The organism is Streptomyces sp. NPDC045021 (assembly GCF_056432645.1).
Map to the genome: position 1 here is coordinate 250,728 of NZ_JBWKIQ010000004.1, position 12,565 is coordinate 263,292.

The 12,565-nt window shown below is 69.0% G+C and carries 15 protein-coding genes; 6 read left to right on the forward strand and 9 right to left on the reverse strand.

What is annotated here, in order from left to right; all coding sequences use genetic code 11:
• The first annotated feature begins 128 nt into the window (after window positions 1-128).
• Window positions 129-854, forward strand: coding sequence for a transglycosylase SLT domain-containing protein (locus AC07DC_RS15260; RefSeq protein WP_478914858.1), 726 nt, complete (start codon window positions 129-131; stop codon window positions 852-854).
• Between the two features lie 75 nt (window positions 855-929).
• Here the strand turns inward: AC07DC_RS15260 and AC07DC_RS15265 are convergent, their stop codons facing one another.
• Window positions 930-1,760 carry a helix-turn-helix transcriptional regulator gene (locus tag AC07DC_RS15265; protein WP_478914859.1) on the reverse strand — a complete coding sequence of 277 codons (831 nt, stop codon included), beginning with the start codon at window positions 1,758-1,760 and terminating at the stop codon, window positions 930-932.
• A 101-nt stretch (window positions 1,761-1,861) separates the two neighbouring features.
• On the opposite strand from AC07DC_RS15265, the gene AC07DC_RS15270 reads away from it, so the two are divergent.
• Window positions 1,862-2,572, forward strand: coding sequence for an SDR family NAD(P)-dependent oxidoreductase (locus AC07DC_RS15270; protein ID WP_478914860.1), 711 nt, complete (start codon window positions 1,862-1,864; stop codon window positions 2,570-2,572).
• Between the two features lie 54 nt (window positions 2,573-2,626).
• Here the strand turns inward: AC07DC_RS15270 and AC07DC_RS15275 are convergent, their stop codons facing one another.
• From AC07DC_RS15275 to AC07DC_RS15285, 3 genes are all read right to left on the reverse strand, one after another.
• Window positions 2,627-2,995: a VOC family protein gene (locus AC07DC_RS15275; protein WP_478914861.1), complete on the reverse strand. Its 369-nt coding sequence runs from the start codon at window positions 2,993-2,995 to the stop codon at window positions 2,627-2,629.
• Window positions 2,996-3,323: 328 nt separating this feature from the next.
• Window positions 3,324-4,226: an aminoglycoside phosphotransferase family protein gene (locus AC07DC_RS15280; protein ID WP_478914862.1), complete on the reverse strand. Its 903-nt coding sequence runs from the start codon at window positions 4,224-4,226 to the stop codon at window positions 3,324-3,326.
• Between the two features lie 321 nt (window positions 4,227-4,547).
• Window positions 4,548-5,198 carry a DUF4232 domain-containing protein gene (locus AC07DC_RS15285; RefSeq protein WP_478914863.1) on the reverse strand — a complete coding sequence of 217 codons (651 nt, stop codon included), beginning with the start codon at window positions 5,196-5,198 and terminating at the stop codon, window positions 4,548-4,550.
• Window positions 5,199-5,362: 164 nt separating this feature from the next.
• On the opposite strand from AC07DC_RS15285, the gene AC07DC_RS15290 reads away from it, so the two are divergent.
• On the forward strand, window positions 5,363-5,983 hold the full coding sequence (locus tag AC07DC_RS15290; RefSeq protein ID WP_478914864.1) for a TetR/AcrR family transcriptional regulator: 621 nt from the start codon (window positions 5,363-5,365) through the stop codon (window positions 5,981-5,983).
• 436 nt (window positions 5,984-6,419) lie between these two features.
• Here the strand turns inward: AC07DC_RS15290 and AC07DC_RS15295 are convergent, their stop codons facing one another.
• Window positions 6,420-7,025, reverse strand: a complete 606-nt coding sequence (locus AC07DC_RS15295) for a GOLPH3/VPS74 family protein (protein WP_478914865.1) — start codon at window positions 7,023-7,025, stop codon at window positions 6,420-6,422.
• 238 nt (window positions 7,026-7,263) lie between these two features.
• A complete protein-coding gene (locus AC07DC_RS15300) occupies window positions 7,264-7,566 on the reverse strand; it encodes a muconolactone Delta-isomerase family protein (protein ID WP_478914866.1) in 303 nt (100 codons plus the stop codon).
• Window positions 7,567-7,720: 154 nt separating this feature from the next.
• On the opposite strand from AC07DC_RS15300, the gene AC07DC_RS15305 reads away from it, so the two are divergent.
• From AC07DC_RS15305 to AC07DC_RS15315, 3 genes are all read left to right on the forward strand, one after another.
• The gene (locus AC07DC_RS15305; RefSeq protein ID WP_478914867.1) at window positions 7,721-8,644 is read left to right on the forward strand and encodes a LysR family transcriptional regulator; all 924 of its coding nucleotides are present in this window, start codon (window positions 7,721-7,723) and stop codon (window positions 8,642-8,644) included.
• Window positions 8,645-8,885: 241 nt separating this feature from the next.
• Window positions 8,886-9,599 carry an SDR family NAD(P)-dependent oxidoreductase gene (locus AC07DC_RS15310; protein ID WP_478914868.1) on the forward strand — a complete coding sequence of 238 codons (714 nt, stop codon included), beginning with the start codon at window positions 8,886-8,888 and terminating at the stop codon, window positions 9,597-9,599.
• A gap of 23 nt (window positions 9,600-9,622) precedes the next feature.
• Entirely contained in the window at window positions 9,623-9,994 is a 372-nt protein-coding gene (locus AC07DC_RS15315) for a YybH family protein (protein ID WP_478914869.1), read from the forward strand.
• A 24-nt stretch (window positions 9,995-10,018) separates the two neighbouring features.
• Here AC07DC_RS15315 and AC07DC_RS15320 read toward each other — a convergent pair whose 3' ends face one another.
• The 3 genes from AC07DC_RS15320 to AC07DC_RS15330 form a co-directional block, all read right to left on the reverse strand.
• Window positions 10,019-11,170, reverse strand: a complete 1,152-nt coding sequence (locus tag AC07DC_RS15320; protein WP_478914870.1) for an FAD-dependent oxidoreductase — start codon at window positions 11,168-11,170, stop codon at window positions 10,019-10,021.
• 51 nt (window positions 11,171-11,221) lie between these two features.
• A complete protein-coding gene (locus tag AC07DC_RS15325; RefSeq protein ID WP_478914871.1) occupies window positions 11,222-11,914 on the reverse strand; it encodes a TetR/AcrR family transcriptional regulator in 693 nt (230 codons plus the stop codon).
• Between the two features lie 153 nt (window positions 11,915-12,067).
• Window positions 12,068-12,565: a hypothetical protein gene (locus AC07DC_RS15330; RefSeq protein ID WP_478914872.1), complete on the reverse strand. Its 498-nt coding sequence runs from the start codon at window positions 12,563-12,565 to the stop codon at window positions 12,068-12,070.

Consider the following 12,565-nt stretch of genomic DNA (forward strand, 5'->3'; position numbering starts at 1 on the left):
GGTTCGAGTCGCACCGATGAGCGCAGCGCCCACTCGACGTATCAGCGAGAACGGGCCCGCCACCTGGTCCTCACGCCGCCACCGAGGCCGGCCGTCCCCTGACACCGTCTGGAAGAGGTTCATCCCGCATGCCCGCACCCACCCAGTTCTCCACCCTGCGCGCCTTCCGCCCCACCAAGCGCCACAAGATCTCCGCCGTCGCACTCGCCGCCGCCGGCTGCACCACGGCCCTCGCGCTGGCCGGTACCGCCACTCAGAGCACCGTCGCCGCCCCCTCCACGGACGTCGCGAAGGTCTCCTCCGTCAGCCAGTCCGGGGCTCAGGTCAACGGCCTCACCAAGCAGCTCGTCACCCCGCCGCTCGCGGGCCACGTCTACCAGGAGCAGCACGCGGCCAAGCCCGCCGCGAACCGCTCGACCGACCGCTCCTTCCCGGCGTACGTCAAGCAGCACGCGGCCAAGCCGGCCGCGAACCGCTCGACCCCCCGCAAGGCCATCGTCCACAAGCCCGTCGCCGTGGCGGCTCCCAAGTACGCGAACAACCTGGACGGCTGGATCCGCGAGTCGCTGGACATCATGAAGAAGAAGGGCATCCCCGGTAGCTACGAGGGCCTGCACCGCAACATCATGCGCGAGTCGAGCGGCAACCCGAACGCCGTCAACGACTGGGACATCAACGCGATCAACGGCATCCCGTCAAAGGGTCTCCTCCAGGTCATCCAGCCGACCTTCGACACCTACCACGTCAAGGGCACTTCCAAGAGCCTCACCGACCCGGTCGCCAACATCACCGCCGCCGCCAACTACGCGGCCCACCGGTACGGTTCGATCGACAACGTGAACTCCGCCTACTGATTCACCCCACTCGGCCGGCCAAGGCCGGCAGGGTCCGATCATTCGGGCCCGGACGAGGGGCAGTTGGCGGGACCGCTATCCCGTGAGCGACTGGGTGCCGAGCACAGCGAGGAGCGCGAGCCGTTCGGCGTCCTGAGTGTCGGGCTCGGCCGTGTAGATCATGATTCGCAGGTCGCTGCCCGCCACGCTGAGCACGTCGCAATCCAGCGTCAGAGCACCCACCTGCGGGTGATCGATGGTCTTGCGTGCGGCTTGGTGCCGGCCGACGGCCCCGGAATCCCACAGCTCGGCGAACCGGTCGCTCTTCGCGCGCAACTCCGCGATCAGACGCCGCAGTCGCTGGTCCGCGGGATACCGGCTCGCTGCCGCACGCAGCGCGGCGACCTGCGAGGCCTCGAGCGCGCGCTGGGACTGCGGTGTGTGGCGGACGCGGCTGCCGGAGCCGAGGAAGGTGCGCCACACCGCGTTGCGCTCGCTGCCGTGATGCTCACCCATCAGTGCCGCGTACAGCGGGTTGGCCAGCAGCAGTGTCCACGCCGCGTCGGAGACCGCGACGGGCGTCCCGTTCAGCCGGTCCAGCATCCGCTGAACGCTCGGAGTGATGTACGCGGGCACCGTGCCCTGCCCCGGCGGTACGAGCCCCGCGACATGGAACAGATGGTCGCGCTCGGCCGCGGACAGGCGTAGCGCCCGGCCCAGAGCCTCGACGACCTGCTCCGACGGGTTGCTCGCCCGACCCTGCTCGAGGCGGGTGACGTAGTCGACCGAGATCCCGGCCAGCAGGGCGAGCTCCTCGCGGCGCAGCCCGGCCGCGCGCCGATGGCCGCCGACGGGTAGCCCGGCCGCCTCAGGAGAGACCCGGTCGCGCCAGCGCCGCACCGTATTCCCGAATTCCGTGGTCGCCATGACTCCACTGTGCACTGCCGCGCGCGGATCTTCCTGGTACTGGCAGTCCCAGGAAGACGGGACTCCTGGCTGTCCGTGCGGCCGTGCCGCAGCGTGGAGGCATGACAACAACTCTGATCACCGGAGCGAACAAGGGTCTCGGTTTCGAGACGGCCCGCAGGCTCATCGCCGCGGGCCACACCGTCTACATCGGAAGCCGCGACGCCGAACGCGGGCGCCGGGCCGGCGAGCGGTCGGGGGCGCGGGTGGTCCAACTCGACGTCACCGACGACTCTTCCGTACAGGCCGCGGTGAAGGCCATCGAGGCCGACGGCGGGTTGGACGTACTGATCAACAACGCCGGCATCCAGCACGAGATGAGTGAGACCAACGTCGTGATCGGCGCGGCGGATCTGACCGCTGAAGCGGTGCGGAAGACGTTCGATACGAACGTCGTCGGTGTGGTGCGCGTCACCCACGCCTTTCTCCCGTTGCTGCGGCGTTCCGCCGCCCCGGTCGTGGTCAACGTCAGCAGCGGCCTGGCGTCGCTGACCCGGGTCACCACGCCTGGCCCCCTGACGTATGCCTACCCGGGCGTCGCCTACCCGGCGTCGAAGGCCGCGGTCAACATGATCACCGTGCAGTACGCGAAGGCGTTCCCGAACATGCGGATCAACGCGGTGGAACCGGGATTCACCAAGACCGACCTGAACGCGAACACCGGCATCCAGACCGTCGAGCAGGGCGCCGAGATCATCGTCCGCATGGCGCAGGTGGGCCCTGACGGCCCCACCGGGGGTTACTTCGACGCCGAAGGCACCCTTCCCTGGTAATCCGAACCGGGCGCCGTTCGGTCTGTCCGGCGTGTCGGGCCGGTGGCCCGAACGTCAGCTTCTGGTCAGGCAGAACGGATGCCCGGCCGGGTCGGCGAAGACCCGCCACCTGTCGCCGCCCGGTTGGTACTCGGGCTTGACCGCGCCCAACTCCAGCAGCAGGGCCTCGGCCTCGTCGAGGTCATCGACGGCGAAGTCGAGATGGAGCTGTTGCGGCGAGGCCTGCTCGGGCCAGCTGGGCGCCCGGTAGTCGTCAACCCGTTGAAAGCCGATGAAGAGTCCGTCCTGGCGCCTGAGTCCGGCGAAGTCACCGTCGGATCCCTCGGCGAATGCGAGCCCGGTGGCCTGGTGATAGAACGCGGCCAGCGCCTGCGGATCGGAGCAGTCGAGTGTTATCGCCGTCAGCTTCATCAGCGGGGGCATGGCATCTCCGTCACGATCATCACGCACTCGGGCAGGTTGGCGTCACACCCTACTGATCAACTCTGCACGTCGCCGACCGACAAGGCGGTGACTTTGCCTTCAGAGGTGGGGTGCTGTGGACTTGTCAGTCCCTGGGAGCGCGGGCGAAGGAGGGCGTCGCCGATGGTCGTCCCTGAATGCCCGTGCTGCGAGCGGAAGTTGACCGCACTGGAGGTCATGCTCCGCCGAAATCGCCGGGGCGGTGGCGGGCCGGCGCCGAGGTCGGAACTGTGGTGGCTCTGAGGCAAGGGTGATCGCTAGCCATGCGGGCTGCAGTGCACGGAAGAGCTCAGATCTCGCTCAGCACCGCCTGGATCACGTGGCGGGCGTTGTGCGCCATCGCCGGGTTCGTTCTGCGGTAGTAGGGGAGGGCGATCAACGCCTGCGAGAGCGTCCGGCCCCGGCCGCGGTTCCAGGTCGCGTCGTCCACGCCGAGCGCGTCGCGGAAGACCTCCCGGCCGTCGGCCGGCAGCAGATTCCACGCCGGGAACAGATCGCAGGCCGGATCGCCCACTCCCATGCACCCGAAGTCGATCACCGAGGTCAGCCTGCCGCCGCCCACCAGCAGATTGCCCGGCATCAGATCGCCGTGCAGCCACACCGGCGGCCCGTCCCAGGCCGGTGCCCGCAGCGCGTCCTCCCACACGGCAGCCACGGCATCACAGTCGACGCCCTCCTCTGGGATTCCGCGCAGTTCCTCGATCGCCGCCCGGGTCGACGCGTCGAGCGAGCCGACCGGCCCACCGCGGTGAGCCGCCGGCGCCCCCGGCAGGGTGACGCTCCGCATCGCCGCCACGAACTCGGCCAGATCCTTGGCCAACAGCACGGGCTCGCTCAGCGCGCCCGCCTCGGGGTTCTGTCCGTCCAGCCACCGATACACCGACCACGGCCACGGATAACCCTCGGCGGGCTGTCCTGCCCCGAGCACCTCAGGGATGGCAACAGTGGGCAGCCGGGGCGCGAGGCGGGGCAGCCAATCCTGCTCCATCGATACGTCGTTCGCACCGCCCTTCACCAGCGGCAGCCGTACGACCATGCCCGCACCCAACCGATACATGGCGTTGACCGTGCCGCCGGACGGAAACCGCTCCACTGCCAACCCCGCCCACTGCGGGAACTGCCCGGCGATCAACCGCCGTACAAGGTCGTCGTCGATGGGGTGCAGGTCCGGATGCATCTGCCCTGTGCTCATGGGGCGCCATCCGATCGTCGGACGCATGCCGGCGTCAAGAGCTTTTCGGCGCTTGGTGCGGCCGGCACATGGGGCGGTTCGGATCGGTGGAAATCGGGTGGCCCTTCAGACAGGGCTGAATGTCATGGCCCGGTTGAGCAGGGCGGCTTACGTTCGTGGGAGGAGCCCTCATTCGGCAGGTTGGGCCGCTGATTCGGCTGCCTGGCGGCTCAGTGGGTGCCGACTGGAAACTGAGAGCCGGGACCCACCGTTGGCCTGCTGCCTTCGCCTTCCGGATGAAGTGGGGAACCACCTTCATCCTGGACGCCAGGAGCAGCGCGCCTACAAGCTGAGGGCATCCTCCGAGTTGTTCATCCACGCAGTCACGGAGTTCTTGTCGGGCGAGACGTACAGGCCGGGAGTCGAAGCCTTGAGCGGCGTCTGCTTCAGATCGGACTCGGTGTTCATCGTCATCGCGATCGAGTTGACGGTCTTGCCCTTGCCGTCCTTGGTGCCGCCCATGAGACCGGCGTAGGCCGACTCGCCCGGCTTCAGCCTGAGTGCCTTCTCGATGCTTGGGGCCGCGCCCCGCTCCGTGGCTGTTCCGTCCAGATCACCGAAGGTCACCACCGGAAAGTCCAGTGCCTTGCACGCCTTGGTGCCCTTGTTGGTGATCTTCAGCAGGTAGCTGCTGGTCGTGGGCTCCGCCAGGGTCGCGGTGAACTTCAGGTCGTACGTGCTGCACGGGAAGACGTCGTAGTCGGGGTCGGACGACGAGCCGCCGGTGCCGCCGGATGAACCCTTGCCCGGCTTCGCAGCCGGCTTCGCCGGCTTCGACGGCGTTGCGGCCTTCGACGGCGTCGCGGATGTCGTCGGGCTCGCGGTCGGTCCCTTGCCCCCGCCGGCCGCGTCGTCCTCGGCGGGCCCGCAGGCGGTCAGGGCCAGTGCGGATACGGCGACGAGGACGACGGCGGCTCTGTGAACGGTGCTCATGTGGTGTTCCCCCCGAATGAGTAGCGCGAAGTCCGCTGGGCTGAGCACAAGCCTCCCGTAGAAACTTCACAGCTTGGTGACGGAGATTTGCCGAAACCACCACGGTTGCCGACGGTAGCCGACCGGTCTAGTAAAGGATGGTCGACCGGTCGTACACTCGCTCCATGGGACGGACCAGCGACGCCAGGGAGAAGATCCTCAGAGCCGCGCAATCGCTCATCGAGCTGCGCGGTTACTCGGCCTTGGGTGTGGCCGAGATCTGCAAGACAGCCGGTGTCCCCAAGGGCAGCTTCTACTACTTCTTCGAATCCAAGGAAGCCCTCGCGCTGGCCGTGATCGACGAGCACTGGACCGGCCAGAAGGGCACCTGGACGCGCATCCTGAACAGCGACGCGGAACCACTGGAACGGCTGCGCCGCCTGTTCGAGGACACGGAGGCCGGCCAGCGCGCCGGACAGCAGAGTTGCGGCACCGTCTCAGGCTGCCTGTTCGGGAACCTCACCCTGGAGTTGAGCAACCAGACCGAGGCCATCCGCACGCGACTGCAGGAGATCTTCGACGCTCAGGTCGAGATGGTCGACTCCGTGGTCACCGAGGCTCTCGAGCGCAAGGAGGTCACCGTGGCCGATACCCGGGAAGCCGCCCGTTCCGTGGTGGCCCAGCTCGAGGGCCAGGTGCTGTTCGCCAAGCTCTACAACAACACCCACCGGCTCGGCCCCCTGTGGGCGAACTGCCTGGCCCTGCTCGGTGCTCGTGCGCCGCGGGAGGCCGTGGCCGGCGTCTGACGCCCGCCCACCGCGTGGCGCGGTGGACGGTACGTGGAGCGTAAGACCCAGCGGACCCGGCGGACCGATCAGGCGGATCAGTCGCATCAGACGGATCTGACCGTCAGAAACGGTCGACGTCGACGACCGCCTCGGCGAAGGACTCGGGGGCTTCCTGCGGCGCGTTGTGGCCGATGCCCTTCAGCGTCCGGTGGTCGTATGCGCCCGTGAAGTGGCTGCGATAGCCGACGCCGTCGCCGGGGGCGTGAAGGGATCAACTCGCCGTCAAGGGTGATGGTGGGCGTCGAGATGGCGGGGCTCTGCGCGAGTCGCCTCTCGAGGTGGTCGAATCGCGGTTCGCCCGGCCTCGAACAGTACAAGCACGATTTCGCGAAGCTCATCTGGAAGAACGTCTCCCCGTCCGCCCACGTCCCGCGTACCGGGCGCTACGTCCTCGTCACTGGCCCCGCCAGATGTTGTCGAAGGCCGCGTCTTCGATCTTTCGCCGTTGCCGTACGGCTTCCAGTTCCGTCACCGCGTCATGGACGGCGGCCAGCACGGTCACGACCGCGTCATCGGCGAGGTTCGCGACCTCTTCAGTCGGCTCGTCCTGGATGCCCACGGCGGCCGCGAGGCCGGCGAGGACGGGCTCGCCCGACGTCCAGCGCTCAGTCGCGTGGCGACGGGCCGGTGAGTCGGTCAGCGTCGTCGCGCCGGTTCGGAGGGGAATCCAATGGTGGCGCGGCCGAGTGGCATGTCCTTCCGCCTCCAGGGCAGCGCGATAGGCCGAGGCCAGCCCACGGCCCCGGCGCCACAGCCAGTCCTCCACGGACTCGTACGGCGGCTGGCGGACGAGTGACGACGCCGCCTCGTCCAACAGGCGGTCATCCATGGCGCTCTGCAGGCTGGGCAGGATGCGGTCGTCGTCCAGGGTGGCGGCCTCGGCGCCGGTGAGGTCGATCAGCTCGGCTCCTGCGAGAGCCAGTGACAGTTCGCCCTGCTCGACGGGACGGCTGGACTTGACGTCCATGGTGGTGATCAACAGGTCCCACGCGGTGGTCATGACGGGCTCCACATCAGAGGCATCGGTGGCGATACGGTGCCGGGGGGCCGGCCCGGCATGAGGGGCGAGAGCGGTTGGATGACCGCTGCTGCGCTCCTCACGCACTGAGTCTGCCCGGGTCCGGGGTGGTTTCGCCGGTGCAGACCGTCGCACCGGGTCGGCATGTCGCATTACCGCCAACCGGTGCGGCCGGGGATCTGGCCGCAGCCGCGGGGGTGTGCGCGCACGGGGTGTGCCGTTACGGCGTGGCGTCGGTCCGGCCCGGGTCGTTGGGGTGCGACTCGAGCGCGGTGACGGTGAGCGTCATCCACGGGCGCAGCGGCAGCGTACCGAGCACCTTCTCGTGGAGCTCGTCCTCGTCGGCGGCCCGCCAGATGCCGATGCTGCGCAACTCGCCGACCGGGCGCCACAGCCGCGCCAGGTTGCCGGTGGCGGCCAGTTCCCGGGCGCGGACGGCTTCGGCGGCGCGCCGCCGGTCGACCTCCTGGGGGCTGGTGCCCTCGGGGACGGTGGTGGTGATCTCGACCAGGAACTCTCGCATGGCCCTGTTCCGCTCGGTGGGACGTCCGGCGAGGACCGGAACGCCACAGGTGGTCATGGTGACGTGTGTCTTCCGACATGGTCCGCCCCCACCAGGGGAGACGCCACGACCGGCTGTCTCTCTGCTGGGAGGCGTGGGCTCTCACCGGCGTAGCATGACGACCATGGAGCTGCGCCAACTGCGGTACTTCGTGGCCGTTGCCGAGGAGCTGAACTTCGGCCGGGCCGCCGGGCGCCTGCTGATCGCGGGCCCCTCCCTGTCGCAGCAGATCAAGGCGCTCGAACGCGACCTGGGGGTGCGGCTGTTCGATCGTGACCGCCGCTCGGTGTCTCTCACCCCGGCCGGTTCGGCCCTGCTCCCGCCCACTCGCGCCCTGCTGGAACGCGCCGATGACCTCCAGCGGCGCGCCGGTCGGTTGTCCGGGTCGGAACCGGTTCGGCTCGGTTACGTCAACTGGCTCCCGCCCGACCTGACGGCTCGCGCCGCGGCGGTGGCCCAACTCCACATCGACGCGTGGATCGCGCCTTCGCACACCCAGGCCGCCCGGGTCGGGGACGGCAGCCTGGACCTCGCGGTGTGCTGGGTGCGGGCCGAGGACCTGAAACAACGTGGCCTGCACGCCCGGCTCCTCGGCACCGACCGGTTGTACGCCGTCGCCACGGGCGACGACACGAGCAATGTGGCCGCTCGGGACACCGCTGTCCTCCTCGACAACGACACCACCTCCTGGTCGTCCTGGAACACCTACGCCGAGCTACTGGCCCGGGACACCGGGGCCCAGGCGGTACGTGTCTCCGACGGCGGCATCACCGGACCCGCGTTCTTCGACCATGTCCGCCGCAGCAGCCGTCCGCTCATCAACTCCCCCAAGGGCCAGACCACCCCGCTCCCGCCCGACCTGGTCCAACGCCCGGTCGTCGCACCGGAGATCTACTGGACCTGGTCCCTGGTCCGGCGTGAAAGCGAGGAGCGCCCTGCGGTCCTCTCACTCGTCAACGCCCTCTGCGACGGTGTGGGCGACCTCGGCATCGACACCCCGGACGCCTGGCTGCCCGACGGCGACCCCTACAAGCACTAGTTTCCGCAGCGCCAGACGGCCTCGCCACAGGCTCCGGCCCTTCCGCGGCACCGCCCTTCCAGCCCTGTCCCGCTGACATGGGCTGGAAGGCTGCGCCTACGAACAGGGAGGAAACCGGTCCCGTCCCGGACCCTGTTGGCCTTTGACCTCATCTCGGCGAGCCACCTAGGCTCCGATTAGTCGACCGGTCGGCTAGTCCGGATCGGCCGAGAGACCCCACCTCATATCGGAGAAGGTCATCATGAGCACTCACGACCGGAAGGTCGCAGTCATCACCGGCGCCTCGCAGGGCATCGGCGCCGGCCTCGTCGACGCCTACCGCAAGCTCGGCTACGCCGCCGTCGCCACCTCGCGCACGATCGCTCCCTCCAACGACGCGGGCATCCTGACCATCCAGGGCGACATCGCCGACCCCGCCACGGCCGAACGCGTCATAGCCGCCGGCGTCGAGCGATTCGGCCGCATCGACACCCTGGTCAACAACGCCGGGATCTTCACGGCCAAGCCCTTCACCGACTACACCCGGGACGACTACGCCGCCGTGACCGGCGTGAATCTCGGCGGCTTCTTCCGCATCACCCAGCTGGCCATCGAGCAGATGCTCGCCCAGGGCGGCGGCCATATCGTCAACGTCACGACCAGTCTGGTCGACAACGCCGACTCCAACGTCCCCTCCGTGCTTGCCTCGTTGACCAAGGGCGGCCTGCAATCCGCCACGAAGTCCCTCGCCATCGAGTACGCCACGCGCAACATCCGTACCAACGCCGTCTCGCCAGGCACCATCAAGACTCCCATGCACCCCGAGGAGGCCTATGAAGCCCTCGCCGCCCTGCATCCGGTCGGCCGGATGGGCGAGCCGAGCGACATCGTCGAGGCCGTGATCTACCTGGAGAACGCGCCGTTCGTCACCGGCGAGATCCTCCACGTCGACGGCGGCATGAGCGCCGGCCACTGATTCCACCGAGTAGGAGACCTCTGATGACCAGCACGACAGACAGTGAAGTGATCCTGCGCGGCGTCCTCGACCAGTGGAAGGCCGCCGTCGACAAGCACGAACCGCAGCAGGTCGCTTCCCTGTTCACCGAAGACGCGATCTTCCAGGGACTGCACCCCTACAGCGTGGGAAGGCCGGGCGTCGCCGCGTACTACGACTCCCAGCCCATCGGGCTGACGGCCGTCTATCGGATTCTCGAAACCAGGCGTCCCGCCGACGACCTCGTACTGGGTTACCTGGACGTCGACTTCTCGTTCATCGACCGACCCACCCTCAGCGTCAACCTCGGCGTACTGGTGCAGCGCATCGCGGAGAGCTGGTACATCAGCCACTACCAGGTCTCCCAGCTCGACTAGGGCCTGCGGCGCAGCCGGTCGGGCTCAGGCCGTCCGGGCATCGAAGGAGGCGAACATGTCCACCAGCGGCTGCGGGGCGCGGTCGTTGAAGATGACGTCAAGGCCTTCCGCGGACTGCTGAGCCGTCTGCTCGCTGCGGGGGAAGAGGACGTCCTCGTAGGCGGCGAGCGCTGTCTCGACGTCATCCGGATACGTGGCCAGGCAGCGCCCCAGATCCGCGCCGTCGATCATGGCGAGGTTGGCGCCCTCGCCGGCGAACGGGGACATCAGATGGGCCGCGTCGCCGAGCAGGGTCACGCCCGCTACCCGCTTCCAGGAGTGGCCGATGGGCAGGGCATGGATCAGCCGGGGGATGAGTGGGCCGTCCGCGTCGGCGACCAGCTGTCGCAGCGCGGGCGCCCAGTCGCCGAAGTGCTCCAGGACGGCTGCCTTGGCGGCGGCCGAGTCGGTGAAGTCGATGGTGGACAGCCAGTCCTCGGCGGCACGCCGCGCGGTGTAGATGTGCAGGCTGCCGTCGGTCTCCCGGTGGCCGAGGAAGCCCTTGTCGTCGCCCAGCGCGAAGAACATGCCGCCGCCGATCAGCTGCGCTGCGTCGGGGTGGCGGGCGTCGGCGTCCAGGAGGTCCACCTCGACGAAGGCGATCCCGGTGTACGCGGGGGTCGCGTCGGAGAGCAGGTGGCGGGTGCGGGACCACGCGCCGTCGGCGCCGATGAGAAGGCCGGTGGTGAACTGGGTTCCGTCGGCGAGGGTGACCTCGTGCCGTCCGTCGCCCAGCGAGCGGGTCGAGGTGACCTTGGCGTCCCAGCGGACGGTGCCCTCAGGGAGGGAGCCGAGGAGCAGGTCGCGCAGGTCGCCGCGGTCGATCTCGGGCCGGCCGTTGGTGCCGTCGTCGGCTTCGTCGCGCACCAGGTTGGCGTGTTTGTCGAGGACGCGGGTGGCCTCGCCGCCTCGGTGGACCTTGGCGAGGAACGCCGCGTGCAGGTGCGCGGCGTGCAGTGCGGCCTGCCCGGTCTCCTCGTGGATGTCGAGCATGCCGCCCTGGGTGCGGGTGTGGGAGGAGGCGTCGGAGTCGAAGACGGCTGTGTCGATGCCGTGGACGTGCAGGACGCGGGCGAGGGTGAGGCCGCCGAGGCCGGCGCCGATGATGGCGATGGGGTGGTGGGGAAGGGTGCTCATGGTGAGTCTCGCTTCTCGTTGGGGCGGGGCGGCGCCGGATGGGCGGACGGGTCAGGGCGCGGTACGCGCAGTGGTGAGGGTGCCGTTGATCACGCTGTGGAAGATCCAGTTGAGACGCTGCTCGGGTGTTCCGGAGACGAGGTCGTGGGCGAGCGCGGCGATGCGCGGATGCGTGTCGGGGGAGGCCTCCCGCAGTGCGGTGACGAGGGCGTTGTGTTCGTCCGCACTGTCGACGGCGTGCGAGCGGGTGGAGTGTTCGGCGGCGGTCGCGGTGGCCACCTGGAGCAGCACGTCCACTCCCCAGGCGGCCCGCGGGCCGGGCACGCGGCCTTCGTGCAACAGGGTGAGGACGGCCTCGACCAGAGCCAGGTAGTTGGGTCCTGAAGGCCGGGCGACCAGGGCGGAGTGGGCCAGTGCCGAATTCTCGAAGAGCATGCGGGTGTAGGCGGTGAGCACCTGCGTCAGCCGGTCGCGCCAGTCGCCCTCGCCGATGGCGGGCGAAAGGTCGATGGAGCCCAGCAGCTCGTCCAGGATCGCCGCGTGCAGTTCGGCCGTGTTGGCCACGTACACGTAGAGCGAGGCAGGGCCCGTGTCGAGCTCCTGGGCGAGGCGTCGCATGGTGACGCGCTGCAGTCCTTCGGTTTCCATGAGGCGGACCGCGGTGTCCACGATGCCTTCGAAGGTGAGGGCGGGCTTGGCGGGCCGCTCGCGGCGGCTGCGGGGGGAGGGGGTTCGCGGCGTCACTGGACCAATATAACGAACATGTTCGTTACGAACAAGTTCGTTTACGCCGTTTGGCGCGCCCGCGCCTTCCCCGAAGCCCGGAAGCCGACGATCCCGGGCTGGACCGCCGGCTGACGCGTCATCCGCGGTGTTGCGTTGCCCGGACGCTTTCGACTACTCCGCGACCCGTGAGAACGACATCCGCCAGTTGTGGATCCAGGTCACGCCCTCGTCCCACGAGAAGGCCTGCTCCCAGGTGGCGGTGTCCGCGTCGAGGACAGTCCAGTCGAACCGGACCCTGACCGCCTTCCCTCCGACGACATCCTCGCCGTGGAATACCCCGCGCCCGTCCTCGAATCGCCCGGAGACCGGCGGGTCCAGGTGCCCGGGGGCGGCATCCGACGCCCACCAGATCCTCCACACACCTGCCTCGGGGTCGAACAGGCGCAACGACATCCCCTCGTAGGAGCTGCCGTCGGGCATCCGCGGCACGGAGAAGGTGTCGACGTTGCCGAGGCCCCCCAGCGTCGTGCGCATCCAGCCGACGGCCTCGAACTCCACCCATTGGTCGCACTCGGGGTCGGCCATGTCGGCGAGCTTGCGGTTGTTGATCCGCCAGCTGCCGACCAGGAAGTCGAAGTCGTGGCGGGCATCGTCCATCGTGTTCGTCAT

Excerpts from the sequence above, each read along its gene's own strand:
- AC07DC_RS15260 (WP_478914858.1), top strand. The coding sequence starts at position 129 with ATGCCCGCACCCACCCAGTTCTCCACCCTGCGCGCCTTCCGCCCCACC.
- AC07DC_RS15265 (WP_478914859.1), bottom strand. The coding sequence starts at position 1,760 with ATGGCGACCACGGAATTCGGGAATACGGTGCGGCGCTGGCGCGACCGG.
- AC07DC_RS15270 (WP_478914860.1), top strand. The coding sequence starts at position 1,862 with ATGACAACAACTCTGATCACCGGAGCGAACAAGGGTCTCGGTTTCGAG.
- AC07DC_RS15275 (WP_478914861.1), bottom strand. The coding sequence starts at position 2,995 with ATGCCCCCGCTGATGAAGCTGACGGCGATAACACTCGACTGCTCCGAT.
- AC07DC_RS15280 (WP_478914862.1), bottom strand. The coding sequence starts at position 4,226 with ATGAGCACAGGGCAGATGCATCCGGACCTGCACCCCATCGACGACGAC.
- AC07DC_RS15285 (WP_478914863.1), bottom strand. The coding sequence starts at position 5,198 with ATGAGCACCGTTCACAGAGCCGCCGTCGTCCTCGTCGCCGTATCCGCA.
- AC07DC_RS15290 (WP_478914864.1), top strand. The coding sequence starts at position 5,363 with ATGGGACGGACCAGCGACGCCAGGGAGAAGATCCTCAGAGCCGCGCAA.
- AC07DC_RS15295 (WP_478914865.1), bottom strand. The coding sequence starts at position 7,025 with ATGACCACCGCGTGGGACCTGTTGATCACCACCATGGACGTCAAGTCC.
- AC07DC_RS15300 (WP_478914866.1), bottom strand. The coding sequence starts at position 7,566 with ATGCGAGAGTTCCTGGTCGAGATCACCACCACCGTCCCCGAGGGCACC.
- AC07DC_RS15305 (WP_478914867.1), top strand. The coding sequence starts at position 7,721 with ATGACGACCATGGAGCTGCGCCAACTGCGGTACTTCGTGGCCGTTGCC.
- AC07DC_RS15310 (WP_478914868.1), top strand. The coding sequence starts at position 8,886 with ATGAGCACTCACGACCGGAAGGTCGCAGTCATCACCGGCGCCTCGCAG.
- AC07DC_RS15315 (WP_478914869.1), top strand. The coding sequence starts at position 9,623 with ATGACCAGCACGACAGACAGTGAAGTGATCCTGCGCGGCGTCCTCGAC.
- AC07DC_RS15320 (WP_478914870.1), bottom strand. The coding sequence starts at position 11,170 with ATGAGCACCCTTCCCCACCACCCCATCGCCATCATCGGCGCCGGCCTC.
- AC07DC_RS15330 (WP_478914872.1), bottom strand. The coding sequence starts at position 12,565 with ATGACGAACACGATGGACGATGCCCGCCACGACTTCGACTTCCTGGTC.